At 64.6% G+C, this 23,497-nt stretch carries 26 protein-coding genes and 1 pseudogene; 6 read left to right on the forward strand and 21 right to left on the reverse strand.

The annotated features are described in order from the left end of the window. Positions 1 to 337: 337 nt before the first annotated feature. The 9 genes from ABIB29_RS17865 to uraD all read right to left on the reverse strand — a co-directional run bounded on the left by ABIB29_RS17865 (position 338) and on the right by uraD (position 8,598). Positions 338 to 985: an AmiS/UreI family transporter gene (locus tag ABIB29_RS17865; RefSeq protein ID WP_354174151.1), complete on the reverse strand. Its 648-nt coding sequence runs from the start codon at positions 983 to 985 to the stop codon at positions 338 to 340. 130 nt (positions 986 to 1,115) lie between these two features. Further along, positions 1,116 to 1,961 carry a fumarylacetoacetate hydrolase family protein gene (locus ABIB29_RS17870; RefSeq protein ID WP_354174152.1) on the reverse strand — a complete coding sequence of 282 codons (846 nt, stop codon included), beginning with the start codon at positions 1,959 to 1,961 and terminating at the stop codon, positions 1,116 to 1,118. Positions 1,962 to 2,227: 266 nt separating this feature from the next. Beyond that, the gene (locus tag ABIB29_RS17875; protein WP_354174153.1) at positions 2,228 to 2,956 is read right to left on the reverse strand and encodes a maleate cis-trans isomerase family protein; all 729 of its coding nucleotides are present in this window, start codon (positions 2,954 to 2,956) and stop codon (positions 2,228 to 2,230) included. A gap of 8 nt (positions 2,957 to 2,964) precedes the next feature. After that, complete coding sequence (locus tag ABIB29_RS17880) at positions 2,965 to 4,404, reverse strand: amidohydrolase family protein (protein ID WP_354174154.1); 1,440 nt, start codon at positions 4,402 to 4,404, stop codon at positions 2,965 to 2,967. Between the two features lie 41 nt (positions 4,405 to 4,445). Then, positions 4,446 to 5,261 carry an aspartate/glutamate racemase family protein gene (locus ABIB29_RS17885; protein ID WP_354174155.1) on the reverse strand — a complete coding sequence of 272 codons (816 nt, stop codon included), beginning with the start codon at positions 5,259 to 5,261 and terminating at the stop codon, positions 4,446 to 4,448. After that, on the reverse strand, positions 5,258 to 5,941 hold the full coding sequence (locus tag ABIB29_RS17890) for a GntR family transcriptional regulator (protein WP_354174156.1): 684 nt from the start codon (positions 5,939 to 5,941) through the stop codon (positions 5,258 to 5,260). Before ABIB29_RS17890 ends, ABIB29_RS17885 begins: the two co-directional genes overlap by 4 nt. Before the next feature lie 68 nt (positions 5,942 to 6,009). Then, entirely contained in the window at positions 6,010 to 7,350 is a 1,341-nt protein-coding gene (locus ABIB29_RS17895; protein WP_354174157.1) for an MFS transporter, read from the reverse strand. A gap of 412 nt (positions 7,351 to 7,762) precedes the next feature. Beyond that, on the reverse strand, positions 7,763 to 8,104 hold the full coding sequence (gene uraH / locus ABIB29_RS17900; RefSeq protein ID WP_354174158.1) for a hydroxyisourate hydrolase: 342 nt from the start codon (positions 8,102 to 8,104) through the stop codon (positions 7,763 to 7,765). Continuing rightward, complete coding sequence (uraD, locus tag ABIB29_RS17905) at positions 8,101 to 8,598, reverse strand: 2-oxo-4-hydroxy-4-carboxy-5-ureidoimidazoline decarboxylase (protein ID WP_354174159.1); 498 nt, start codon at positions 8,596 to 8,598, stop codon at positions 8,101 to 8,103. The genes uraH and uraD overlap by 4 nt, the downstream gene beginning before the upstream one ends. A 255-nt stretch (positions 8,599 to 8,853) precedes the next feature. Here uraD and ABIB29_RS17910 point away from each other — a divergent pair, with 255 nt between their 5' ends. Continuing rightward, positions 8,854 to 9,093, forward strand: a complete 240-nt coding sequence (locus ABIB29_RS17910) for a hypothetical protein (protein ID WP_354174160.1) — start codon at positions 8,854 to 8,856, stop codon at positions 9,091 to 9,093. Between the two features lie 242 nt (positions 9,094 to 9,335). On the opposite strand, the gene ABIB29_RS17915 is transcribed toward ABIB29_RS17910, so the two are convergent. Then, on the reverse strand, positions 9,336 to 9,854 hold the full coding sequence (locus ABIB29_RS17915; protein ID WP_354174161.1) for a hypothetical protein: 519 nt from the start codon (positions 9,852 to 9,854) through the stop codon (positions 9,336 to 9,338). A gap of 349 nt (positions 9,855 to 10,203) precedes the next feature. Next, positions 10,204 to 11,049 (reverse strand): alpha/beta fold hydrolase, encoded by an 846-nt coding sequence (locus tag ABIB29_RS17920; RefSeq protein WP_354174162.1) that lies wholly within the window; start codon positions 11,047 to 11,049, stop codon positions 10,204 to 10,206. Between the two features lie 206 nt (positions 11,050 to 11,255). Between ABIB29_RS17920 and ABIB29_RS17925 the strand changes: the two genes are divergently transcribed. Beyond that, on the forward strand, positions 11,256 to 11,423 hold the full coding sequence (locus ABIB29_RS17925; RefSeq protein ID WP_354174163.1) for a DUF8730 family Cys-rich protein: 168 nt from the start codon (positions 11,256 to 11,258) through the stop codon (positions 11,421 to 11,423). A 97-nt stretch (positions 11,424 to 11,520) separates the two neighbouring features. Here the strand turns inward: ABIB29_RS17925 and ABIB29_RS17930 are convergent, their stop codons facing one another. Further along, entirely contained in the window at positions 11,521 to 12,447 is a 927-nt protein-coding gene (locus tag ABIB29_RS17930) for a serine hydrolase (RefSeq protein ID WP_354174164.1), read from the reverse strand. Between the two features lie 194 nt (positions 12,448 to 12,641). Between ABIB29_RS17930 and ABIB29_RS17935 the strand changes: the two genes are divergently transcribed. Continuing rightward, on the forward strand, positions 12,642 to 13,562 hold the full coding sequence (locus tag ABIB29_RS17935) for a 2-hydroxyacid dehydrogenase (protein ID WP_354174165.1): 921 nt from the start codon (positions 12,642 to 12,644) through the stop codon (positions 13,560 to 13,562). A 24-nt stretch (positions 13,563 to 13,586) separates the two neighbouring features. Here the strand turns inward: ABIB29_RS17935 and ABIB29_RS17940 are convergent, their stop codons facing one another. After that, positions 13,587 to 13,949 (reverse strand): VOC family protein, encoded by a 363-nt coding sequence (locus ABIB29_RS17940; RefSeq protein ID WP_354174166.1) that lies wholly within the window; start codon positions 13,947 to 13,949, stop codon positions 13,587 to 13,589. 355 nt (positions 13,950 to 14,304) lie between these two features. Then, positions 14,305 to 15,060, reverse strand: coding sequence for a heliorhodopsin HeR (gene heR / locus ABIB29_RS17945; protein ID WP_354174167.1), 756 nt, complete (start codon positions 15,058 to 15,060; stop codon positions 14,305 to 14,307). Between the two features lie 168 nt (positions 15,061 to 15,228). On the opposite strand from heR, the gene ABIB29_RS17950 reads away from it, so the two are divergent. Further along, complete coding sequence (locus ABIB29_RS17950) at positions 15,229 to 15,825, forward strand: TetR/AcrR family transcriptional regulator (protein ID WP_354174168.1); 597 nt, start codon at positions 15,229 to 15,231, stop codon at positions 15,823 to 15,825. A gap of 445 nt (positions 15,826 to 16,270) precedes the next feature. After that, on the forward strand, positions 16,271 to 16,810 hold the full coding sequence (locus ABIB29_RS17955) for a GNAT family N-acetyltransferase (RefSeq protein WP_354174169.1): 540 nt from the start codon (positions 16,271 to 16,273) through the stop codon (positions 16,808 to 16,810). A gap of 119 nt (positions 16,811 to 16,929) precedes the next feature. Here ABIB29_RS17955 and ABIB29_RS17960 read toward each other — a convergent pair whose 3' ends face one another. Further along, entirely contained in the window at positions 16,930 to 17,394 is a 465-nt protein-coding gene (locus ABIB29_RS17960) for a hypothetical protein (RefSeq protein ID WP_354174170.1), read from the reverse strand. 261 nt (positions 17,395 to 17,655) lie between these two features. Here ABIB29_RS17960 and ABIB29_RS17965 point away from each other — a divergent pair, with 261 nt between their 5' ends. Next, the gene (locus ABIB29_RS17965; protein ID WP_354174171.1) at positions 17,656 to 18,327 is read left to right on the forward strand and encodes a transposase; all 672 of its coding nucleotides are present in this window, start codon (positions 17,656 to 17,658) and stop codon (positions 18,325 to 18,327) included. On the opposite strand, the gene ABIB29_RS17970 is transcribed toward ABIB29_RS17965, so the two are convergent. The 6 genes and pseudogenes from ABIB29_RS17970 to ABIB29_RS17995 form a co-directional block, all read right to left on the reverse strand. After that, positions 18,324 to 19,319 carry an aldo/keto reductase family protein gene (locus ABIB29_RS17970; protein ID WP_354174172.1) on the reverse strand — a complete coding sequence of 332 codons (996 nt, stop codon included), beginning with the start codon at positions 19,317 to 19,319 and terminating at the stop codon, positions 18,324 to 18,326. The genes ABIB29_RS17965 and ABIB29_RS17970 overlap by 4 nt on opposite strands. Positions 19,320 to 19,330: 11 nt before the next feature. Continuing rightward, complete coding sequence (locus ABIB29_RS17975; protein WP_354174253.1) at positions 19,331 to 20,218, reverse strand: LacI family DNA-binding transcriptional regulator; 888 nt, start codon at positions 20,216 to 20,218, stop codon at positions 19,331 to 19,333. Between the two features lie 51 nt (positions 20,219 to 20,269). Continuing rightward, positions 20,270 to 20,500, reverse strand: a pseudogene (locus ABIB29_RS17980) (LacI family DNA-binding transcriptional regulator); the annotation flags it as partial. 517 nt (positions 20,501 to 21,017) lie between these two features. Beyond that, on the reverse strand, positions 21,018 to 21,677 hold the full coding sequence (locus ABIB29_RS17985; RefSeq protein ID WP_354174173.1) for a dihydrofolate reductase family protein: 660 nt from the start codon (positions 21,675 to 21,677) through the stop codon (positions 21,018 to 21,020). A gap of 562 nt (positions 21,678 to 22,239) precedes the next feature. Beyond that, positions 22,240 to 22,362 (reverse strand): type B 50S ribosomal protein L36, encoded by a 123-nt coding sequence (gene ykgO, locus ABIB29_RS17990; RefSeq protein WP_011693081.1) that lies wholly within the window; start codon positions 22,360 to 22,362, stop codon positions 22,240 to 22,242. Next, complete coding sequence (locus tag ABIB29_RS17995; protein ID WP_354174174.1) at positions 22,359 to 23,465, reverse strand: GTP-binding protein; 1,107 nt, start codon at positions 23,463 to 23,465, stop codon at positions 22,359 to 22,361. Before ABIB29_RS17995 ends, ykgO begins: the two co-directional genes overlap by 4 nt. Positions 23,466 to 23,497: the final 32 nt, after the last annotated feature.

Raw genomic sequence — 23,497 nt, forward strand, 5'->3', positions numbered from 1 at the left:
GGACTCCAGCCACTCGGCGGTCTCTTCCGGATCACGATCAGGCAGCTGGTTAGTCAACCCGCTGAGGATATGGGAGGTCTCTTCTCCTGCAGCCATGTCCAACCTCTTTTCGTCGTTGAATGGTCGGCTCAAGTTTTCATCCTGTGAGAAAACTTTCTTGCATTTCGAGATTACTCAGCTGATTGCGGGCAGTCAAGCAGGCCAGCGGCCAGTGGCCAGCAAGGTCTCCCGCAAGCCAGTGGGCGGATTGTGACTGCGGCACCGAGCTTTTCGGGCTGACAGTCCCGGGAGCGAATCACCCGCTGATTCTCGTGGGTTCGGTGACGTCGGAAAAGGTCTACTCGGAATTGCGAAACCGGCGCCCTGCCGCTTCCCATCTGGCCCGCGCGGCGGGGCCTTGGTTCTTGCGTCGCCCGAGACCCCCTGCCACCACGAGGAGTACCCCGACGGCTGCTGCCGTACCCATAGCAATACCTCGCTCGTAGGGCCAGTGCCCCGCCAGTCCCATGAACGCCGGAATTGTGGCTGTCACCTGGCTGGTCAGTACAAGCGCCCAACCAACAAAGGGCGCCAAACCCTCGAATCCGAGCACCAGCCGGACGAAGAACAAGATCCATAGGAATGCCCAGCAAAGCCACAGCACACTCAACAGCGGATCGTCTGAAAACGAAATAGTCGCCAGTAGCATCCCGAATGCACCGACCAAACCACTGAACCACCCCAGACCTTTGGACCCGAGCTGCAGGAGAACGTCCAGGCCGACATACACATATGTCAATCCGAAAAGGAACATTCCGGACGCACCAGGGAGCAACCGAGGGTCACTGCCACCAGCAGCGCCGACGTAAATGGTACCCAGCGCAATCTGGGTCGTGCCGATCAGCAAGCTGAAGACCGCTGAATCCCGCAGGGGTATCCGGCCGAGCATGGCCAGCCCATTAATCAGAAGCGCCGCTCCTGACAGCAGGAGACACAGGTATGGCATGGTGAGCTACTCTCATGGATTGCCGTCAGGACGCTGGCACGCCGGGTGGACAGGATGCCGGTACGCGCGGAGATGCCGACCTCGGAAGCCCGATGCTGCACCGGGCTTCCGAAGTCGGATCTGGACCAGGTCACAACTGGATGAACTCCTGGCGCTGGCGTCCAAGGCCCGACACCTCTATCTCCACGACGTCCCCGGCTTTTAGATAAGGGAAGCGTCCGGACAGGGCCACGCCCTCCGGAGTGCCGGTGCAGATCAGGTCGCCCGGTTCCAGGACCACGTACTGGCTGAGGTTATGGATAATGGTGGCCACGTCGAAGATCAAGTCTTGCGTGGTGGAGTTCTGGCGCGGTTCGCCATTTACCCAGCTGCGCAGCCGGAGGTTGCCTGGATCCATGTCCTCAGGGGTGACCAGGTATGGACCGGTGGGGCAGAAACCGGCGCAGCTCTTGCCCTTGGACCACTGGCCACCGGAACCTTCCAGCTGGAAGTTCCGCTCGGACAGGTCGTTGACCGTGACGAAGCCGGCGATGTGATTGAGCGCATCCGATGGTGAGTCAAGGTAGGACGCGCGGGTGCCGATGACTACGCCCAATTCGACTTCCCAGTCCGTTTTGGTGGAACCGCGGGGGATGGCGACGGCGTCGTTGGGTCCCACTACCGTATTGGCAGCCTTCTGGAACAGGACCGGTGCGATGGGTGGTTCGGAACCCGACTCAGCGGCGTGTGCGGCGTAGTTCAATCCGATGCCGAACACGGAAGAAGGCCGGGTGATGGGTGCTCCGATACGGAGGCTCGCGGCATCCACTTCTGGCAGTTCCCCTGCAACCAGGGCGGCTGCTGCTCGGGCGGGACCGCCCGAGGACCAGAAGTCCGCGTCCAGGTCCGGGGTGAGTCCGGCCAGGGAATAGAATATGCCACCGTCCACGATGACGGGAGTTTCGGCACCCACGGCGCCGAGGCGTGCAAATTTCATGTTTACTTCCTTCTTGAGGTTGGATCAGGTTCCTAGGCCGCAACGTTCGCTCGTCCACGGTCGGCTGCCAGACGGGGGCATCGGCTGGGCTCTGGCGATGATGAAACCGATCATGGCCCGCCCACCTTGATCCGGCACAGCACCCTATTTAAGTTCTCGCACCACAGACGAAGCGGGAACAGCCAAATTCAACTGGTCGAGGTAGTGAATGAAGTCGAATTCAACAGCCCTTGTATCGTCCGTGCAGCCTGATGGGTCCGGGCGCATCAGTTCACCAGCAGCCTTCCCCAGCGCGGGTCCAGCAGCGGCGCGCCCGCCATCTTGAGGCAATGCCATAGGGTGACGGCCACCGAGTCCAGCACGGGAACGCCGGTCCCGGCCTCGATGTCGGCGGTGATGTTGGCGCCGTAGAGGTTGGTGCAAAGGTAAATGATGGCGTCCGGCCGGGCTGCCGCCAGTTCCAGCGACCCCGGACGCATCTCCTCATCCGCCACGCGGGCGAACGACTCGTTGTCGCTCAGGCCCAGGAAACGGTGGTCGAGGGTCTTGATGCCGTCGCGCTGGTAGGACGCCACAATCTGCTCATTGACGTCCCCGGTATAGGGGGTGAAGAGCCCGATGCGTTCGGTGCCGAAGGTCTTGAACGCCTCCATGTACGCCAGGGTGGAGGTGGTGGCGGGGGTGCCCGTGGCGTCCGTGATGTCCTCCACAAGCCGGCGGTCGTGATCGGCGCCGAGCCAGGATCCGGAGGTTCCGTTCCAGGCAATGACGTCCACGTCGGCGGTGGCGAGGAGTTCGGCGGCCGAGCGCATGACGGCGGCATCGAATTGTTTGTCCGAGGATTTGTCCAGGGCAATCCGGGTGACCGGGATCCGGGCGAAGTGGATGGTGACGTCGTCGCGGTCGCCCAGGATCCGGTAGCTCTGCGGTTCGAGGCAGGTGTTGGACGACGGCACGATCATGCCGATGCGGGTGGGGCGGGTTGCGGAAGGCATGGGGGCTCCTAGCGTGTGGCCTGGGCGGCGGGAGTGGGGACGGGCGCGGCGGCGGCCTGGTGCTCGCGGAAACCGCGGCGGGTCACGAAACGGCCGGCGGGGCCGGGGTCGTGGAAGCCGTCGCGGTCCACCACCACGTGTCCGGCGGAGACGACGACGGCGGGCCAGCCGGCGAGCGTCCGGCCGTCGAACGGGGAGAAGTCGGTCCCCATGTGGAGGGCGCCGCCGTCGACCACACGTTCCTCGGCCGGATCGAAGATGACCAGGTCGGCGTCGAACCCCGGCGCGATGGTTCCCTTGCCGGGAAGGGCGTTGATGCGGGCCGGGCCGGCGGCGAAGACTTCGACAAAGTCCTCCACCCGTGCCTCGCCGGCCGCCTCCATCAGGGCGGTGAAGGTGACGGGCATCCGGGTTTCCACTCCCGGCAGTCCGTGCGGCATTTCACGGATGTCGTCCGTTCGCTCCCGCTTTTGGGCGAGGTCGTAGCAGGAGTGATCGGAGGCGACGGTGTGGATGGCGCCGTCGGCAAGCCGTTCCCGGAGCGCGGCGACGGTCTGCGGGCTGCGCATGGGCGGGCAGCAGGCGTACCACTCGGGCATCACCGAGCCGTAGACGCTGTTGTCGAGGGTGAGGTAGTGCGGGCAGGTTTCGGAGTAGGCCTCCTGTCCGCGGGCGCGGGCCTCGCTGACCAGATCCACGGCGCCCGGGGTGGACTGGTGCACGAAGTAGACGGGGGCGCCGGTGTATTCGGCCATGGCCAGTGTTTCCTTGACCGAGACCTCTTCGGCCAGTTCGGGGCGGGTGCGGTGCAGGTGTTCGATGCCGATCCGGCCGTCGTCCGCGTGCTGCTGGGTGCAGTCCGCGATGATGGGATCGTGCTCGGCGTGGATGTAGGTCAGACCATCCAGGCGGACCATCTCGCGCATGACCTTCAGGATGGTGTCCCCGTCCGCCATGGTGGTGCCGCGGTTGGTGGTGTACATCTTCACGGACCGGACACCCTCGGCGGCGAGCTGCTCCAGCTGCCACGGCACCGTTTCGTCCCAGCGGACCACGGAGCCGTGCAGCGCGACGTCGCACCGGGACTCTCGGGCCAGTTCCTTCTTGTGCAGGACGGCCGCGAGTGGGGTTTCCCGGGCATCGCGGGGGATGCCGAAGTCGATGATGGTGGTGGTGCCGCCCCACAAAGCGGCCGTCGACGTCGTCCGGTAGTCATCGAGCGTGCGGAACCGCCCGGTGATCTGGGCAACGTGGCAGTGTCCGTCGACGCCGCCGGGAATGACCAGCAGGCCGGCGGCATCGATGACGCGAATGGCGGCCGGGACCGGTTCGGCCGCGTCCACAAGGCGGTCGATGCGGCCTTCCCGGACCACAATGTGGGCATGCTGGCGGCCGAAGCTGTTGACCACGGTGCCGTGGGCGATGACGAGTTCTGGGGTGTCGGACATCGGTGTCCTCCTAGGTTGAAGTTGCTGGTTGGCCGGTGCGGCTAAGCCGGCTGGGTGGCGCCGGCGCCGGTGGCATCGGCCGCGGCGGCGTTCTGCGCGGCGGTGAGGGCGGCGTCCAGGTCCGCGGAGAGGCCGCGGCGGGCCTTGGCCGGGGGCGCTGCGAAGGCGCCGGCGCGGTGCGCGCCGGAATCGAGGCCCACCACGGCTTCCGCCATGCGGATGCCTGCGGAGATGCCGTCCACCACGGGGACCCCGATCTGCCCGCGGAGTTCGCGGGCCAGTCCGGCAAGCGGCGCTCCGGCGAGGATCACGACGTCGGCCCCGTCCTCGGTGACGGCCTGGTGGCTGAGTGCCAGCAGGGTTGCCTTGAAGTCCCGCTGCACCGAGGCGATGCCGTGGAGGGACTCGTTGATGGAGCGGATCGATGCCAGCCGGCCGCCGAGCCCGAAGCGCTCCACACAGTCCTGGTACCAGGGCCTGATCCGGTCCGAGATGGCGATGATGGAGAACCGGTGCCCCTGCAGGGCGGCGGCGCACAGGGCGGCCTCGGTGATCCCGATGACGGGGATGTCGGTGAGTTCCTTCAGGGCAGGCATCCCGGGGTCGCCGAAGGCGGCCACCACCACGCCGTCGACGCTGTTGCCGGATCCCGGGCCGTCGCGCGTATACTCGGCGACGATTTCGGCGACCGCTCCCGCCGCGATCAGGGACTCAAGCCGGGTTTCGATGTATTCCACGCCGTACCCTGCGGTGCGGACCACGAGGTCGGTTCCGGGGGAGGCGGAGCGGAGGGCTTCCGCCTCGATCAGGGCGGTAACGTCGTCGCTGATATTGGGGTTGATGACAAGGAGTTTCATAAGTTCTTCCGATGAAGGGCGGTTTCTGTCCGGCTGAAATCCTCCGGAAACTGGTCACGGTATTTGCCGATGTGCGACGCCGATTGGGCGGCTGCCCGTTCCGGGTCACCGCTGGCGATGGCGGCATAGAGGGCGCGGTGTTCCTCGATGAGCTCCGGCAGGTCGCTGACGTGGCGGAAGAGCCAGTGCATGCGGCCCTGGAGGGGTTCCAGCGCGGATTTCAGGAAGCCGTTGTCCGCGATCCGGGTGATGGCATCGTGGAATTCGCTGTTGGCGCGGTGGGCGTCCATGATGGCGCCCTTGGCCAGGCAGCGGTCTGCCTCGTCCAGCAGGCCTTTGAGGGCGCTGAGGTCGTCGGCGGTGGCGCGGGTGGCGGCCAGGCGGCAGGCGAGTACCTCGAGGGACTGCCTGACGTCGAACAGGTCCTCGACGTCCTTGGGGCTCAGGGTGCTGACCTCGGCTCCGCGGGCGCCCCGGTCGCTGATGAGCCCTTCCTGGCGCAGCATGCGGAGCGCTTCGCGGACGGGAAGCCGGGACACGTTGAATTCAGCGGCGAGGTCGCGTTCCACCAGCCTGGTGCCGGGAACGTAATGCCCTTCGAAGATCCTGTTGCGGAGCGTGTCCCGGACAGCCTCCCGGAGGGGGCGTTCCTTGTCCGGGGTCTCTTCGGCGATCTGCATGCTTCTCCACTTTCGGTTCTCGTCTGGCATTGCGTTCCCGGCTTCAGGAACAGGTGCGTTTGGCTAGCTTAGACAGGTAGCCGCTTGTTGTAGTTCAGGGTCAGGACGGAGACGCCCATGATGATTGCGGATCCCACGAAGTACAGCAGGGCCCAGGTGTAGGAGCCGGTGGCGCCCACGATCAGGCCGACCGCAATCGGCGTCACGAAGCCGGAGATGTTGCCGCTGAAGTTCATTGCGCCGCCCAGGACGCCGGCGTTGGTCCGGCCGCCCAGGATCGACGGGATGCTCCAGAACAGGCCCACCCAGCGGAGGAAGAACATCACCACGGACAGGAGGACGACGGCGGTGGTGGGGTCGGCCACGACGGTGACGCCGATAAGGCCGCCGATCACGACGACGCTGGAGGTGCCCAGGAGCGTGCGCATCACACGGTTGGCGGAGGCGCCGGTGGACTGCCATTTGTCGGCGATGGCGCCGCCCAGGATTTCGCCGACGAAGCCGGCGCCGAAGATCACGAAGGTGGACCAGCCGATGGTCTTGAGGTCGAAGCCCTTGTCCTGGGCCAGGTACAGCGGCCCCCAGGTCAGCAGTCCGTAGAAGACGCCGTTGAAGCCCAGCCAGCCGAAGCACATGGCCCAGAAGGAACGGAACTTCAGGTAGGGCAGGAGCGCGCGCTTGCCCTTGCTGCCGTCGAGCTCCGCCGCGGCGTCCTCGGCCGCGTGGGAGGCCTCGATGTAGTCGGCCTCGGCGTCGTTGACCCCGCGGTGCTGGCGGGGGTTGTCACGGACGTACCACCAGACAGCGAGTCCCATCAGGACGGTGGCGGCGCCGGCGACGATGAAGGCGATGCGCCAGCTGCCGGTGGAAGCGATCAGGCCCGCAATCAGGATGCCGCCCAGTCCGGCGCCCAGGGGCGCGCCGGCGTCGAGGATGGTGGCGCCGCGTCCGCGCTCGGACTTGTGCATCCAGATGGCGTTGAGCTTGCCGCCGGCCGGCATCACACCGGCCTCCGTGACGCCGATGCCCAGCCGGGCAATGAACATGCTGAGGAAGCCGCCGGCCAGGCCGGAGGCCGCCGTGGCCGCGCCCCAGCCGACGCAGGACGCCGTCATGACCTTGCGCGGACCGAACTTGTCGATCAGGAGGCCTACCGGGACCTGCATCAGCGCGTAGGTCCAGAAGAAGGCGGAGAGCAGGAGGCCCACGAGCTCGGGGGCGAGGTTGAATTCCTTCTGGATGATCGGCAGGGCCACCGAGATGGAGCCCCGGTCGATGTAGTTGACGGCGACGAGGACCAGCAGGAGCAGGAACATTTTCCAGCGGACGTTGGTGCGACGTTGCACGCCGTCCTTGCCGGTTTTGTCGTCGGGGAGCGGGACTGTGGTTTCAGTGTTTTGAACAGACACAACTTCTCCTTTACAGAGAGAAAGATTGCGGACGGGGAGAAAGGCTTGGGTGTTCGCGGGGCAGGAGGCCGGCTGGTGGGGCGTCCTGGGTCCTTCTCCGGAGGTGCCGGGCAGTGAACTGTGGCCAGGGATCCTGATCGCGATCTTTTGGGATCCCATTTTGGGATCCCAAAATTAGAATAGAAGTGACCCGGGCCACTGTCAAGGAGTTTGTGCCGTTGTGGCCCGCCTGGGCCAAATCACCGATTGTGACAGCTGAAGGTCTGCGCGCCACAGGCAACGCGGGGTCAGATACGGCCCGTTTGGCCCCTTGGAATGGGCGATATCTGACCCCGCGTTGCAGTCGCGGACGCGCAAAAAGGGCCCGCGGCGTCGCCGCGGGCCCTTCCTGTCACGTCCGTTTGCGGTGGATTCAGCTGCCCCGATAGGTGGAATATGCGAAAGGGCTCAGCAGGAGCGGCACATGGTAGTGGGCCTCCGACCCCACCACGCCAAAAGTGAGAGTCACTTCGGGGAAGAACGTGTCGGTCCCGCTGGCGGCGAAGTACTTACCCGTATCGAAGGCCAGTCGGTAGGTTCCCGTGGGCAGCCGGTCCGGGCCCAGTTGTTTGATGCGCCCGTCCGCGTCGGTGGCGCCCTCGGCGATCCGGACCCAGCGTTCGCCGTCGAGCACATGGAGGGTGACCGGGACGTCCGACGCCGGTTTGCCGGAGCCGGTGTCGAGTACATGGGTGGTGACGTGGGACATGCTCATTTGCCGATCAGTCCTTCGAGTCGGAGCACTGCGATTTCCCGCAACTGCTGGCCAATAACTGCCTGTTCTTCTTCGGGTGTGTTCCCCAGCCTGCTGTTGAGCGCGGCCAGGATCTCCTCGCGGCTGCGGCCGGCTGCGCGGATCAGGAACACCTGCCCGAACTTCTCGTCGTAGGTCCGGTTTCCCTCGGCCAGGGCTTCCGCGACGGCTGCGTCGGCTTCGCCCAGCCCGGCCTGTTCCGAGTGGGAGAGCCGGGCCTCCGTGCTGTCTCCCTGGGCCCGCTCGCCGATCCGCGGGTGGTGGGCGAGTGCCGCGTCGATCTCCGCCGGGGTGAACGGGTCGGCGGCGCGGCGGCCTGCCTCAAGGAGGGATTCGAGGTCAGAAAAGGGGCGGGCGTCGGCGATTTCGTCGATCCAGCGCTGGATGTCCAGGCAGGGACGCAGGGCATCGTCGGCCTCCGTGCGGCTGGCCGCGTTGAACTGTTCAAGGTGCATGAGGCAGGTCCTTGTGTTGTGATGCTGGCATCCACGGTGTAGGGCTATGCGGGCAAATTATTCCGCATCATGGAACTGTTATTTCAGCATATGCAAAAAGTGAACAGCACCCTCCTGTCGGTGTCAACTTCGGGTCGGTGCTGACGGGCTGCAACAAAGCTCCCGGCTACCAACTGGCGCAGGCGCTGTCCGGCGGCCGATCCGCTCTCCACGTTAGTCTGGGAAGGACGTGGTTCATGGATGAAAGGCAGTGTCATGAGTGATCCGAATGATCCCAGCAACGATCTGGCCGGCCTGCGGGGACCGGGTGACCCGGACGCCGTCGAGGCCCGCCAGCCGCACGCCGAGCCTGGCCAGGCCGACAACATCCGCGCGGAGCAGTTGACCCAGGCCGCCGGGACGGTACCCGCCGCCTACGTCGGATCCGGCGACCCTGAGGCGGAGAACAAGCCGGAAGACACCGCGGACACCGGCATGTGGGACGACGAAACCTAAATTCCAGCCCTGCCAGTAGGTGGCAGTTGCTTCAAGGCGCGGCTTAGCGGGCGTGGCTCGGCATCAACGTTTGATTCGTTCGGCGGTCCGGGGGGTACGTTGCTGCCGTCCGGCGGCGAAATGGCCGACGCCGGCCCGGCGTTTCGTGTCAATGTGCCCCCGGACGGCAGGGGCAGGGCCGGGAGGCATCCCCGATGCGGGCATCACGCCAGGGTTGGGGGCAAAGGGAGCCAGTGGGCAGGTTAGTTGGCTTTTGTTGCGGAGTCACCGGCGCCGCTGCAATGGCAGTCGTGGATAATGGCCGCATCGCTCTTTTCCCAGCGGGTCCAATCGGACCAATTGTCGCTGTTGCCGCTGCGAACGCGGAAGGAAACGAGTTGATAGACCTCTTTGTGGTCCGAGTTCTTCGGCACGTCCCAGAAGTTGTGAAGCGTCACGGAGTCGTCGCGGGGACCGAAGGACTCCTCGAATGTGGACTTCCCTAGGCGATCGTCACGCCCGTGGTGGTCGTCTTCAAAGCGCAGTTGCCGGATCTCCACGGTTTTCTTGCCGTCGCAGTCCACATGTATCCGGAAGTCCACTTCATGGTGGTGTTGGGTGGGCTTCAGCGGATCCACTGTGCAGCCGCGTTCGGAGGTTGCGGCGGTGGCCGGCCCGGCCAGGGCGACAGTCCCCCCGATAAGCCCCAGGGCGAGGGCCTGGACCAGCACGATCCTGGCCGCCAACGGGCGGGATTTTCTTGGTGAATCGATGATGGACATTGGTTGAGTCCTTCTGCCTGAGGATGCGAATCTGTAGCGTCGGACGGCGTCTGCCCGCCATGATCACACCGCCTTAGCACTGCGATCAGGCGACGGCATTCCATTCCGGTTTCAATTAGCTCGCCCGTACTCTCCGGGGAGTCGACCCGGCGTCCGCTCGTGGCATTGGGGGACCCGGTCCTCTCATCCTCCGCCCGCTGACGCCCATGATCAATAGACGGGGGCCGGCCTGTCACGGCAGATTTCCGCGTTGGTCCGGGGGCACTTTGCTTCAGGCCGGCGTCGAACTGGCCGACGCCGGCCCGGCGTTTCGTGTCGAAGTGCCCCGGACGGCAGGGGCTGGCTCAGGCTACGCCCGCGGCTTCCCCAGGAACCCGAGCAGTGCCTCGTTGACCTCGGCGGCGTGGGTCCAGAGCATGCCGTGCGGGGCGCCTTCGATTTCCACGTACTCGGCGCTGGGCAGGGCCTTGGTGAACCGCCGGCCCGTGACGTCGATCGGCAGGATCCGGTCCTCGGTGCCGTGCACGATCAGCGCGGGGACATCGATCTTGGGGATGTCGGCGCGGAAGTCGGTGAGCCAGGTGGGCTGCGCGGCTGCCGAGGCGGTGGGTCCGCCCGAGGTGGCAAGGTTCCAGCCCGCCCGCATAACTTCCTCGCTGAGCCGGGGCGTGCCGAGGAAGGTGTCGCTGTTGTAGAAGTTCTTGAAGAACTCCGTGAAGAAGGCGTAGCGGTCGGTGGTGACAGCCTCCATCAGGCCGTCGAACACGGACTGCGGGACGCCGTCGGGGTTGTCCTCGGTCTGCAGGACGTAGGGCTCCAGCGATCCGAGGAACGCGGCCTTCGCCACCCGGGCCGAACCGTAGGTCCCGAGGTAGCGGCCCACCTCGCCGGTTCCCATCGAGAAGCCCACCAGCACGACGTCGTTCAGGTCCAGGCTGGTGAGCAGGGTGTCGAGGTCCGCGGCGAAGGTGTCGTAGTCGTAGCCTTCGGTGGGCTTGCTGGACTGGCCGAAGCCGCGGCGGTCGTAGGTGATGACCCGGTAGCCGGCGCCCAGCAGGGCCGTGGTCTGCTTCTCCCAGGACGATCCGTCCAGCGGGTAGCCGTGGATCAGCACCACCGGCTGCCCGCTCCCGTGGTCCTCGTAGTAGAGCTCGATGTCGGTGCTGTTCTCGGTTCCAACCTTGATGTAAGCCATGTCAGCAGTCCTCTCGGTACGGTTCGGAAGTCAGATCGTGCAGAAGCGGCCCAGCGCTGGTGCCACTGTACGGAACCAACGCAGGCAGGCAACAGGGTGTTCCCGCGCAGAGGATTTTGACGGGGCGAATTTTGCGGTGCGCATTTTGACAGATATACCCCTGGGGGTATAGTAGTAATCGTAGACCTACCAACAAGGAGAACCAGATGTGCCGACAGGTTGCATGCAAGAAGTGCGGTAAGACCACTTGGGCCGGCTGCGGCCAGCACGTTGACTCGGTTATGCGGGGCGTCAAGAGCGCCGACCGCTGCAAGGGTCACGAGGGTGAAGTCAGCACCAACACCGGCTTCTTCGCCAAGCTCTTCGGCCGCTAAACCGGTACTCCAGCTGGATCGCGGGGCCCCGTCGCACACCGTGCCGCGGGCTCTCGCGCGTTAAGGCGCGTGAACGCCCTCCGCGTGACCGCCCTGCCTACTCCAGCACCGCCCTCGTGACCACACCCGTCAGCTCGTGGATCATGGCCAGGCGTTCCTCGCTCTCGCCGTCCTCGCCCCAGGAGTAGATGGCCAGCGCGTAGGAGCGCTCGCCGGAGCTCAGGAGGGCCGCGTCGTGGACATAGCCCTCCAGTTCGCCGTACTTGTGCTGCACCGTAATGCCCGGGCCGACGGCGGCCGGAATGAGCCGTTCGTTGTTGGTCTGCTGCATGTAGCCAAGCAGCTCCTGCGTATGCTCCGCGTTGAGCAGTTTCCCGGTGGAGAGCTGTTTGAGCAGGTCCGCCATCTCGGCCGGGGTCAGCAGGTTCTGTTCCGGGTCGTAGCTGATCCCGATCGACGCGGCGTACTCGATCAGCTGGGGGTAGCCGATGTCCTGCATCAGCAGCAGCCAGGCGTCGTTGCTGCTCGCGTTGACCATCGCCTGGAGCTGGAACGCGGCGTTGTAGCTGCCCAGCGGCACGTCCAGCGACTTCTCGCCGGTCTCCACCAGATGGTAGTACGCGGCCGCCGTGAGGATCTTGGCGGTGCTGGCCGCCACAAATTCGGACCCGTCACCGTAGCTGCGCGGCTCCCCGCCGTGGGTGTCCGCGAGGACGACGCCGATCCGATAGCCGGAGTGTTCGGCCAGGATCCGCCGCACCTCGGCGTCGAGGGCGTCGAGGTCGACGGCGGCCCGCGGGGCCTCCGTCGCCTTCTTCGCTTCCGGGGCCGCGGCCGCGGGCTGCTCCTCCCGATGTTCCTGCGGGCCGGCGAGGAAGTCCGTCCCCGGGACCGGCCCGGTGCGGACGACGGCGAGGGTCACCATGCCCAGCAGCACCAGGACCGTGGCCGCCCAGACCAAAAGCAGCTTCCCCCGGGCAGTGAGGGACTTGGCAGCGGGGCGGGTGGGTCCCGAGGGGTTCATCGTGCAGGACCTTCCAGGTCAGTAATGGGGGAGGGGTTTCCTGCAATGTATGCCCGGGGAATGGGCATGTCCAAATGCCGCGCGGGCCAGCGCGAAGGTGAGGGCAAACTCCCGGCTGGGGCGGGCCCGGACATACGCCACGGCCCGCCGCCGAAGCACCCTCCAGCGGCGGAAGCACCATTAGGCTGGCAGGTATGCCGAGGAAAATAACTGTGAGCCTGCCGGACCCGACCCTGCGGGAGTACCTCCCGCCCCACCCCGACGTCACCGTCGTCGAATGGGACCTGACCGGGGAACCGCCCCGTCCTCGCCTCGACATCGTGGTCCAGCCCTACATGGGCAGCACGCAGATCCTGCGCGGCCTGGATACGGTCGAGACCGGGCTCGTGCAGAGCCAGTCGATCGGCTACGACGGCGTCGCGGAGTCCCTGCCGGCGGGCCGGGTGTTCGCCAACGCCGCCGGTGTCCACGAAACCTCCACCGCCGAACTGACCCTGGCCCTGATCCTGGCCAGCCAGCGCGAGTTCCCGCGGCTGCTGCAGAACCAGCAGGAGGGCCGCTGGGAGACCCGGCCCACCGCCAGCCTCGCCGACCGGCGCGTGCTCATCGTCGGCTACGGCGGAGTGGGCAAGGCGATTGAAGACCGCCTCCTGCCGTTCGAAACCACCGTGACCCGGGTGGCCAGCAAGGAACGGACGGACCCGCGCGGCCACGTCCACGGCATCGAGGAACTGCACACCCTGCTGCCGGAGCACGACATCGTGGTTGTGGGGGTCCCGCTCAGCGACGCCACCCGCCACCTGATCGACGACAAATTTCTCGCGGCGATGCCCGACGGCGCCCTGGTGGTCAACGTGGCCCGCGGACCGGTCGCGGACACCGACGCCCTGGTCCGGCACACCGCCTCCGGTCGGATCCGGGCCGCCCTGGACGTCACGGATCCCGAGCCGCTGCCACAGGACCACCCGCTGTGGCGGACCCCCGGCGTCATCATCAGCCCGCACGTCGGCGGGGCGAGCTCGGCGATGCGCCCGCGGATGGGGAAGCTCGTACAGCGGCAGATCGAGCTCATGCTGGCGGGCGAACCGCCGGTGAACGTGGTGCTGAACGGCTAAGTGCCGTGCTGCCGGGAAGCCGGCTCACGGCTGCTGCGCGGTGTCCACCACGCAGAACCGGTTGCCCTCCGGGTCGGCAAGGATCACGTAGTCCGCGTCGGCCGGCCGCTTGTTCCATTCCACACGGGTCGCGCCCAGGGCCAGGAGCCGCTGCACTTCGGCGTCCTGCTGGTCCGTATAAAGGTCCAGATGCAAGCGCGGGGGGATCTGGAGCGTCGCTGGAACCCGGTCCAAGGAAATGCAGGTGCCGACGCCGTCCGGCGGTTGCAGAATGACAAAGTCCCCGCTGGGATCGTGCCGCGGTACGTAACCCAGCGCGGCCTGCCAGAAACCCATCTGGCGTTCGAGGTTGTCCACCCGGATGACGATTGAGCCAATGCGCAGCATCTGCGCCAATCTACACCGGCCTGTGGACTTTAGCGCTTGGTGGCGGTGGTCTGTGAACTGTGGATTTGATCGCTAAGTGGCGGCGTCTTGTGATCGCTCGGTGTCGAACCAGCGCCCGAAAGCCGATCCTTCTCCATCCCGCCTTGGAGGACAGATCAGGTGCACTATTTAATCGGCATGCCCACGGCCATCCACGGTCAAGCCGGTGAGCCGCTGTTCTGGAGACCTATGGTGTCGAGGAGCTGTGATCGGTTACCCGCTACGGCATCGCCCACCAAGGTCAGCTAGGACACCGTTCCTCCTGAGGATTCTTCATCCACTAGGCACAATTGCTTCCGCCGGAGTAATCACTTATTCATTCGATGAGAGAGGCCAGGAAGACCTGCCACGTCAGCAGAGATTTCGCCGCGAGACTCAGCACCAGATACGTTTTCTCACCGAACGCATAGTTGGCCCACGGGCCTATTTCCCGGTACTGAAGCCACTGAGTGAGTCCGAAGCAGAAAAAGAGAACGCCCTGAATCGCCAAGATGACGAAGATGTACTCCGGAGCGTCGGAGTACAGGGGGATGTTGAGGCCCATCGCCACCCACGGAGTCACTCCAACCAGCGCACCGAACCAAAACGGGACCATCGTGGTCGCTGTTCGGCCCGGGGGGTTCATTCGCTCTTGAAGGTATCCGAACAGAATCATCGCGACGTTGGCGCCGGCTACGACGATGAGGGCGTTGATAGTCACGATGCCCCAGTAGAGTGCGATCACGATGACCATGAGGGTCGCGCTGAACGAGTACTCGACCCACCGGAACCGGTTGATGCCGCGCCGGAGGTCACGCTCATAGATTCTGCGGCCGAGCGTCGCCGTCAGCAGGTGATCAATGCCAGCCAGAGCGAGAAATGCCACGAGGACATACCCGATCGTCAGCACGAAGAGCGTCGAAGTTACGAGTCCTCCCTCCTCTCCTGCTCCGGGAGGACCATCAACATACGAAGCGAGCACCGGAATCGCGAAGTCGTTCGTCAGGAAGAAAAGCACGGCAGCCTGGCCGAGGTGCAGTACTGCGAGTGCGATGTTCCACCGCCGTAAGCCTCGAAGGCGTTCGGGAGTCACGCCCGTCGCAATCGACGGCGATGTCAAGGATTGAGTCACGGCGTTGCCCCTTGGTTCGTTGGTAGGGATGTTGTCGCTACGCCCTCTAATTGAACGGCCGTTGAATTAAAATTTCAAGAGATCGTTACGATTGCATGTCAAGGACCACGACTAGGCCGGGATGCGCCAATGACCACTGCACGAGCAGGTCGCCGAAGAGGGACCAGCGAAAGCAAGCAACAGATCCTCGAAGCCGCGCGCTCTCTCTTCGCCGAGCACGGGTATCAGCGGACTACTATGCGGATGATCGCCGAGCGCGCGGGAGTCGATCCGAGTCTTGCGATCTATTTCTTCTCCAGCAAGGAGCACCTGTTCGCGGCGTCGATGCCCGCACCGAGCGAGGAAGCTCTCGCAGCACCACAGCTCATGGCAGCTCTCCCACGAGCGGAGGCTGCGCGGGCTATAGGTCGCCGCATCCTCGAGTCGGTCAACTCGCCCGAGGCCAGCAACATCCTCGGAATGATGAGGGCAGCCAGTTCGAAACCCGAGGCTGTAGCGCAGCTCCGCGAGATCTTCATCAGTCGAATGATGCTGCCCATGATGACCGAACTCGGGCTCTCTCGCCCCAAGGAGCGGGCCGTGCTGCTCGCGGTCATCGTCACCGGAATGACATTCCTGCACGAGCTTCTGGAGATCAAAGAGGAGTGGCCGGACCTCGAGGAGAACGCCGAACTCGCACTGCTCACACAGACAATTGAACTCGTCCTCACCACAGACCTGGAATAGACCCCGACACGCGAGGTCGTTGGCTCACACACGTCAGCCGCGTAGTCAGCCAATTCTGAATCTCAAAAGAGGCCATTTGTACCAGCGGCTTGAGGGTCTGGGCTGTAGAACCGATCTGTCATTACTGTCCGTAAGCCGATCCTCCACCGGGCGGGTGGGAACGGCCCATTTCGTGGGTAGGGATGAGGGCGGCAGCCAGTGCTGGTCTGTATCAAGGTGCCGCGAGGGGCGCGAGTGTGGACGCTATGACCTGTATAGCTTCACATTTTCACCGGGCCCGAGGTTAGGCAAGTAGTCAGGATTGCGGTACCAGACCTCCCGCCCGACGCCGATGTCCGCCCGGAAGCCGGTGCTCCACCGGACGATCCATTGCCCGGTAGAGGATCCGTATCCGTACCCGGCTGTGGTGGAGCCTGCCAGGGCGATAACCTCCATAATTATTGCTATGGACCATGCGCGAGTACCCCAGGCCGAGGCCGTCCTCGTAACCGATCGACTGCTGCTGCGGCCATGGCGTGTGTCTGACGCCGCCGTCCAGCGCGAGCTGTGGACCGAGCGTGATCCTCGCGTCCCTCCGCATCGTCGCATCGGTCCAGACGGTCATCCTTCGCTGGAAGATCTCGAGGACCGGATCCGTCATGACGACCGGCACCCTTCTCCAGGGTTGCTGGCCGCAGAGCAGATGAGTTCGGGGCAGGTCATCGGCTACTGCGGGCTAATTCCCAACGGGAATGGATGTGCTGAAGAGCCAGAACTCGCGTTCGAGTTCCTCCGCAAAACCTGGCGTCAGGGGTTTGCAACCGAGGCCTCGTGGGCCATCCTCGAGCGGGCGCAGGCGTCGGGCTACCGACGCCTATGGGCTACAGTTCGTGACTGGAACACCGCTTCACGCCGTGTGCTGGACAAACTCGGATTTGTCGAAACCGGGCAAGTAGAACCTGATGCAGTCCACGGCGATTCTCTGTTCACTACGAGGACACTCTGACCACTGCCGGGCTGCAACGGCGCCATCCACAGGATCAACAAGCCGACAAGGACCAAGCAAACCGCTGCTAAGGGAACGTACGGTGAAGCGTGTTCCAGCTTCCTCTCAGCGCGTGGCTCCTACATCCGGCCCGCGGCAAGATCCGGGTCAGCATCAAAATCCGTGCCGCCGGTCTCCTGCACAGTTAACGATGGCGCGGGCTCTTCCCCGGACGCCTGCAAGGAGCGCCACACGACGACACCGGTGGCGGCCACGGCCAACAGCCCGCCTATCCACCACCACTTCATGGACACTGTCCGTCCGGCCTCAACCGGCTCCACGACCTCCGCCACAGCTTTCGTCCCAACACGCCTCAAACGCTCCTGGACCCGCGGAGTGAGTGTCTCCACACCGCCGGCCAGGTCGTCAGCGAGATGGCGCAAAACTGCCTGGAGGCGAGGGGATGCAGTCTCAATGCCGGTATCCAGCCCGGCCACCGCTCTTAGCAGTGCAGCCTCCACCCCAGGCGTGGCCCATTCCCTGCCCTTGGCCAAATGATTCATGAGGTTTTCGGAAAGACGGTGGACCTGCTCGGTTTCAGTCATAGATGCTGCCGTGCGCATTGGTACCTCCTGTGTGCGATGGATGCCCATAGCCTACGGCGGGCAGCACCCCAAAAACAGGCCGCATCGATACCATTCCACTTCCTTATTATTGAAGCACCGGTCCCGAGCGGACACCGGAAGGAGCGCAGGCGGTGAGGCCGCGACCAATCCGGCCAGCAGGACATTAGTGCCCAAAAAGCACGGGCTACCTTGGGCATTCCTGTGGACCGTCTATGGGAACCACGGTCCGGCCAGAACCACATGGCACTTCGAATCCTGACGAACGCACGGCGATCGATGGCCCGGGAACGCACCGCAGCCGTTAACGCTCTCACCGCTCTCCTTCGGGTGGTCGACCTCGGCATCGACGCCCGTAAACCTTTGACCATCACCCAGATCAACACCATCGCAGCCTGGAGGGAACGGGATGAGGAATTCGGTGTTCAAACCTGCCGCCGCGAAGCTACACGCCTTGCGAAGCAGATCCTGACCCTGCAAGAGCAAATGGCCACAAACCATACCGAACTCGAGTCACTCGTGCAGCAAGTGCAGCCGGCTCTTCTGGAAATCTACGGCATTGGCCCAGTCCTTGCGGCAATCATCCTCACAGCCTGGTCACACACTGGAAGAGTGCGCTCCGAGGCCGCATTCGCAGCACTGGCCGGCACCTGCCCGGTCCCGGCCTCATCAGGTGGGACCACCAGATTCCGCCTGAACCGCGGCGGCGACCGCCAACTCAACAAAGCGATCTACACCATCGCCCTCGTCAGAATGAACCGCGACCAGGCCACGAGAGACTACGTCGCGAAACGAACAAACCAAGGACGCACCAAAAAGGAAATCATCCGCAGCCTCAAGAGATACATCACCCGGCAAATCTTCCGGCAACTCAACAGCGTCGACGCCGGCTCTGCCAGGGCCGTCGTACCTTAAACGCGCTGGGGGAAAGACTCCACCTTGGCGGGGTCGCGCTCCACGACATCGCCCAGGGCACCGTCGATCTGTTCAAGCACTTCGTGTTCGAGGACCAAGTCGGCGGCTTTGACCGTGTCTTCGAGCTGTTCGGGCCGGCTGGCGCCGACAATCGCTGCGGAGACGTTAGGGTTGGCCAGGACCCAGGCCACGGCCAAGGTGGCCATCGGCACGCCGAGATCCGCAGCGATCGGCTTGAGCTTCGCAACCCGTTCGATGACAGCCGGCTGCATGAACTTGTGCTCGGCCTTCATGCCTCCGTCATCGGAGCTGAAACGGCTGCCGATCGGAACGGTCGGGGCGCCGTACTTGCCGCTCAGCACGCCTTGGGCCAGCGGCGACCAGCACACCTGGGTGATCCCAAGCTCCTCGCAGGTCGGCACGACTTCGGCCTCGATGACGCGCCAGAGCATGTTGTATTGCGGCTGGCTGGAGACGAGCTGGATGCCTAGCTCAGCCGCCAAGGCGGCCCCAGCGCGGATCTCCTCCACGGTCCATTCGGAGACGCCAATGTAGTGAGCTTTGCCCGCTCGGACGATGTCGGCGAAGGCGCCCATGGTTTCTTCGAGAGGGGTTTCGTAGTCGTAGCGGTGCGCCTGGTAGACGTCCACGTAATCCGTCTGCAAGCGGCGCAGCGAGCCGTTGATGGACTCCATGATGTGCTTGCGGGACAGGCCGCGGTCGTTCTTGCCCGGCCCGGTGGGGAAGAACGCCTTGGTCATGACCTCGATGCCCTCGCGGCGAACGTCCTTGAGGGCCTCGCCCAGCATGGTTTCGGCTTTGGTGCCCGCGTAGGCGTCGGCGGTGTCGAAGGTGGTGATACCAAGGTCCAGGGCCTTTTGCACGCACGCCGTGGCGACGTCCTGGTCCACGGTTTCGCCGTGGGTGGCCCAGTTGCCCAGCGCAATCGCGCTGATGTACATGCCGCTGTTGCCGAGTTTGCGGTATTGCATGAAGTTTCCCTTCAGAGATTGCCGGAGTGTCCGGCGGAATGCGGAGAGTCTGGGGCGGTACGTATTGTGCGCAATGCCCGGGGCGGTGCGGTGGACTCCCGGACGATAAGACGAGCCAGACGGGCAAGGGCCACTGCGTGCCCTCCATGCATGATCTCCAGGAGGAGCCGGGCGACATCTTGTCCTTGTTCGGCCACCTCGTGGTCCATGGTTGTCAGGCCCACGACATCGCAGAGCTCATGGTTGTCGAAACCGAGCACGGAGAAGTCCCGGGGAACATCCAGGCCTGCCTGGCGGAGGACTTTGAGGACACCAAAGGCCATCTCGTCGGAGGCGACAAATGCCGCGGTCGGAGCCCGTTCCGCGACAAGCAGCCGGGACATGGCTGCAGCGCCCCCGCCCACACTGTTCTCATCGAACTGTTCAAGGACGTCTTCCTGGGCGAGCCCGACTTCGGCCAAGGCCTCCCTGTAGCCCACCAGGCGCTGCAGGGGCGGCACGCCGCCCAGGTTGCTGTCCTCCTCATCACGGATGCCGATGAAAGCTATCCGCTCGTGACCGAGGTTCAACAGATGCCTCACCGCAGCCCGCCCGGCCGCGACGTTGTCCACGGACACCGATGCGGAACCCGGCGATTCGGCACCCAGCAAAGCCACTGCCTGCCCCTGAGAGGCGAGCGATTCGAGTTCCTCTCTGCTCGGCTGCAAGGCCATGATAATGACCCCGTCCGCGCGGCCATGCAGATGGACGGTACCGAAGAACCTCTGTCGCTGTCCGGGAGTGGCGAGCTCGTAGAGGAGCACGTCATAGCCGGCCTCCCGGAGCGTATGCGTGGCTTCGCCGATGACTTTTCCAAAAAACCATTTGGCGAGCACGGGCACCACGATGCCCACGGTCATGGTCCGGCCTGTCGCAAGGCGCGATGCTGCCGGGGACGCCGAATAACCTAGCTCGTCAGCCACCGCCTGCACGCGCTTGCGGGTGGCGATTGAAACACCAGGAACGGCGCGCAATGCACGAGAAACGGTTGAAACCGAGACCCCCGCCCGCTCCGCGACTGATTCCACACTAACCACCATGCAGCCCATAGTAGACAAATCGTCGCAGTTGCCGCAAGCGCTTGCAAGCGCGAAGCGTACACAACCAACCGGCCCGGGCTGGTTGACGGAATATAGAAGCATCTGTCCATAAAGGCATCAGCTAGCGCCGCCTGCAAGCCAAGTGCAGCGCCCGTAAGCCGGTCCCCCTCCGGCCGGGCCGGCGGCCCGACCACTGCTTCAGGAAACCCCTGTCTTTGCGGCTCTGGATGATTCCCGTATGACCCGCCCGAGAAACTGCCCGGTGAAGGTGCTACAAACGGACGCCGACGCATCTTTTAGTTCACTAACCCGGTGTCTTGAAAAACAAAAGCTCTCTAAGACACGAACTCCGTGGATGGATGAGTCTGCTGGGTTGCCGGCTGTGAATTGCAGCGATAAGTGGCGTTGTATTCGCAGCGCCATGTGTCACCTCACAGCCCGCAAGGGGCTCCTTAGCGTACGTTCCTTGAGAGATGTCTACGCTCTCCGTAGACCGTAACGGAGGTGACAGACCATAGGTCTCGGAGACGGGCCATGGAACACGACGCGCCACTTTCGGCGTTGATAGAGCGGGGTGTCTCCCGGACGGACGTTCACGGGCGGTCGCTCCCATGTCGGCCTACCGGGCCGTGCGGCGAGTGAAGATCAGATGGAGAACTCCGGGTGGGGAAGGGGTCGCTTCGATTTCAAAGCGTTGTTCGAGTTCTTCGAGTCCATCCCAGAGCCGTTCGCCCCGGCCCAGGACGATCGGTACGAGGACGATGTGCATGTGGTCGATCAGATCGGCTTCGAGGAACTGTCGAATCGTGCTGACGCCGCCACCGATCCGGACGTCGAGGTCGCCGGCCAGGGCGCGAGCCTGCTTGAGCGCGGAGGCGGGGTCGGCGTCAACGAAATGGAAGGTTGTTCCGCCTTCCATTTCGAGTACCGGCCGGGGATGGTGTGTCAGAACAACGACAGGGGTGTGGAAGACAGGGTTATCGCCCCACCACCCCTTCCATTCCTCGTCCTCCCAGGGACCGCGTTGAGGCCCGAACTTGTTGCGCCCCATGATCTCCACGCCGATCCCGGGCCCCCACTGGCTGGCGAACGCCTCGTCGACGCCGCGGGATCCCTCCGACTCCCCGTGGATGCCCATCTCGCGGAAGGTGCGCGTCTCGAAGGCCCACTCCATTAGCCGTGAGCCTGCGTGACCGAACGGAGCGTCGAGTTGCTGGCCTTCGCCGGTGCCGAAGCCGTCAAGGGAGACCGAGAAATTATGCACGCGGACGAGGGACATGTCATCTCCTGAAGTGCTTGTCGTTGGCAATCACTGCAAAGCTTCACGTTTTCACCGGGCCCGAGGTTACGCAAGTGGTCAGGCACCTGTCAGCAGTGGCCACGGTACTTGGTTTGTGGACCGCGCGGCGGCGAGATCCGCTCAGGGCCAGGGCGCCGCACCTATCTGTTTGCTGACGGGCCTTGGCCTCTGGCCCGGCGTGAACGCTGGCAGTCGAATGTGTACCTATCTGCACTGAAGGCCCTCGGCTATCAGGACGCAGTCGTGCTCAAGGGCGGGCTCAAGGCCTGGATGGCCGCCGGGCTCCCGGCCCAGGGACACGAGTTCACCGGCATCTGAGCCGGACCTCATCAGCAGGGTGAATACCGGCTGACGTTGATCGGGAGGCCCTCACCTGATGGTCTGGAACGGCTGGGGCTGGAACCTGGAAGGGCGCTAGCTGTGCTCAGCTGCGCCCCGAAACCGGCCTGATGCCGGGCCTGTGATGCCGGGGCCGGATCCAGACCGGGATCGGGTGCCGCGCCTTGCCCGCGGGCGACGGCACCCTCCGGGGCGTCAGTGGTTAGCCCTGGCGGGCTTTCATTCTGGGGTTTTTCTTGTTGATGACGAAGGTGCGGCCACGCCGGCGGACGATCTGCGCTCCCGGTATCTTCTTCAGTGCCCGCAGCGAGTTTCGTACTTTCATGAGTTGCTCCTTTGTGGTGTTTCTGTTGCTTCGTTCAGGTCAAAGGGATCAGGGAACGCGCGGCTGCCGGAGGCCATTTCCTCCTCGGTCAGTTCGCACTCCGCCAGCAGTGCGGTGATTTCGGCGGCGTCGACATCATCTCCGGTGATGGCCAGAACCGTGCCGCGGTCACCGAATTCCGGATGCCAGCCCCGCACTGTCAACGGAACGGGTGTCCGGGCGGCCTGCCAGGGGCCGGTGTTTTCCAGCCAGATGCGGGGTCCGATGCCCTGGACGGCGATCCGGCAGCCCGGCGCCGAGGCAACCCAGAGCCGTCCGCGCAGCCAACAGCTCCCCTCGGCGAGGGTTGCCAGGGCATGGCGGAAGCGTTCCGGGTGCAGGGGCCGCTCAATCCGTTGCACCACCGTACTGAAGGGCGACGACGACTCAGCCGGGGCCCTCACCGACCCGGGAACAGTACGCGCCATCGCCTCTGCCAGGTTATGCCGGCCGGTCCGGAGCTCTCGTGCGCTTTCGGTGACCACGGCATGAGGGGCGAGTTCACGGACCAGGTTCACTCCCCGGAGCCGTTCCGCGGGGTCCACCGGCACCAGGGCGGGATCGGCCAGCAGGACCGTGTCGTTGAATGAGAGTTCCCCCACCAGGAATTCCCCGGGTGTCCGGTCATCCTCGGGGACCGGGGTGAAACCGGATTCGAATAAGGTGTGGTGGTCCCAGATCTGGTCCTCCAGCGCGTCCGGAGCGCAGGCGAGCACCACCGAATCGATGGTCAATGAATCACCAAGACCTCTCAGTAGTGCGTGCACGGCCGCGGAGGAGGCTACCGCCGGCGGCAGACCCACAATGACGGGAGAGCCCGACTCCAGCAACCGGCCAACCGTGGGCACCACATCCAGGCGGACCGTGCAGCTGAGGCATCCGTGTTCCAACGTCGATACTTCCCGCTCCAGCAGGCGTCCCTCCCTGTAGACCCGCCGGATCACCATCCCGTCCTCAAGCAGGTCATGGAACACAACAAGGGCAACAGGGAATTCTGCTGCCAGCGCGGCGCACGCCGCCTGCCGGGAAAAGACGTCCAGAGAGCTCACTACAGTCACTTGCATGACCACAACTCTACATGAGAAAGATTCTCAAT

Origin of the sequence: Arthrobacter sp. UYEF36, assembly GCF_040547025.1 — a bacterium.
GTDB lineage: Bacteria > Actinomycetota > Actinomycetes > Actinomycetales > Micrococcaceae > Arthrobacter.

Coding starts and splice junctions, on each gene's coding strand:
- ABIB29_RS17865 (WP_354174151.1), bottom strand. CDS start 985: ATGCCATACCTGTGTCTCCTGCTGTCAGGAGCGGCGCTTCTGATTAAT.
- ABIB29_RS17870 (WP_354174152.1), bottom strand. CDS start 1,961: ATGAAATTTGCACGCCTCGGCGCCGTGGGTGCCGAAACTCCCGTCATC.
- ABIB29_RS17875 (WP_354174153.1), bottom strand. CDS start 2,956: ATGCCTTCCGCAACCCGCCCCACCCGCATCGGCATGATCGTGCCGTCG.
- ABIB29_RS17880 (WP_354174154.1), bottom strand. CDS start 4,404: ATGTCCGACACCCCAGAACTCGTCATCGCCCACGGCACCGTGGTCAAC.
- ABIB29_RS17885 (WP_354174155.1), bottom strand. CDS start 5,261: ATGAAACTCCTTGTCATCAACCCCAATATCAGCGACGACGTTACCGCC.
- ABIB29_RS17890 (WP_354174156.1), bottom strand. CDS start 5,941: ATGCAGATCGCCGAAGAGACCCCGGACAAGGAACGCCCCCTCCGGGAG.
- uraH (WP_354174158.1), bottom strand. CDS start 8,104: ATGAGCATGTCCCACGTCACCACCCATGTACTCGACACCGGCTCCGGC.
- uraD (WP_354174159.1), bottom strand. CDS start 8,598: ATGCACCTTGAACAGTTCAACGCGGCCAGCCGCACGGAGGCCGACGAT.
- ABIB29_RS17910 (WP_354174160.1), top strand. CDS start 8,854: ATGAGTGATCCGAATGATCCCAGCAACGATCTGGCCGGCCTGCGGGGA.
- ABIB29_RS17915 (WP_354174161.1), bottom strand. CDS start 9,854: ATGTCCATCATCGATTCACCAAGAAAATCCCGCCCGTTGGCGGCCAGG.
- ABIB29_RS17920 (WP_354174162.1), bottom strand. CDS start 11,049: ATGGCTTACATCAAGGTTGGAACCGAGAACAGCACCGACATCGAGCTC.
- ABIB29_RS17925 (WP_354174163.1), top strand. CDS start 11,256: ATGTGCCGACAGGTTGCATGCAAGAAGTGCGGTAAGACCACTTGGGCC.
- ABIB29_RS17930 (WP_354174164.1), bottom strand. CDS start 12,447: ATGAACCCCTCGGGACCCACCCGCCCCGCTGCCAAGTCCCTCACTGCC.
- ABIB29_RS17935 (WP_354174165.1), top strand. CDS start 12,642: ATGCCGAGGAAAATAACTGTGAGCCTGCCGGACCCGACCCTGCGGGAG.
- ABIB29_RS17940 (WP_354174166.1), bottom strand. CDS start 13,949: ATGCTGCGCATTGGCTCAATCGTCATCCGGGTGGACAACCTCGAACGC.
- ABIB29_RS17950 (WP_354174168.1), top strand. CDS start 15,229: ATGACCACTGCACGAGCAGGTCGCCGAAGAGGGACCAGCGAAAGCAAG.
- ABIB29_RS17955 (WP_354174169.1), top strand. CDS start 16,271: ATGGACCATGCGCGAGTACCCCAGGCCGAGGCCGTCCTCGTAACCGAT.
- ABIB29_RS17960 (WP_354174170.1), bottom strand. CDS start 17,394: ATGACTGAAACCGAGCAGGTCCACCGTCTTTCCGAAAACCTCATGAAT.
- ABIB29_RS17965 (WP_354174171.1), top strand. CDS start 17,656: ATGGCACTTCGAATCCTGACGAACGCACGGCGATCGATGGCCCGGGAA.
- ABIB29_RS17970 (WP_354174172.1), bottom strand. CDS start 19,319: ATGCAATACCGCAAACTCGGCAACAGCGGCATGTACATCAGCGCGATT.
- ABIB29_RS17975 (WP_354174253.1), bottom strand. CDS start 20,218: ATGACCGTGGGCATCGTGGTGCCCGTGCTCGCCAAATGGTTTTTTGGA.
- ABIB29_RS17985 (WP_354174173.1), bottom strand. CDS start 21,677: ATGTCCCTCGTCCGCGTGCATAATTTCTCGGTCTCCCTTGACGGCTTC.
- ykgO (WP_011693081.1), bottom strand. CDS start 22,362: ATGAAAGTACGAAACTCGCTGCGGGCACTGAAGAAGATACCGGGAGCG.
- ABIB29_RS17995 (WP_354174174.1), bottom strand. CDS start 23,465: ATGCAAGTGACTGTAGTGAGCTCTCTGGACGTCTTTTCCCGGCAGGCG.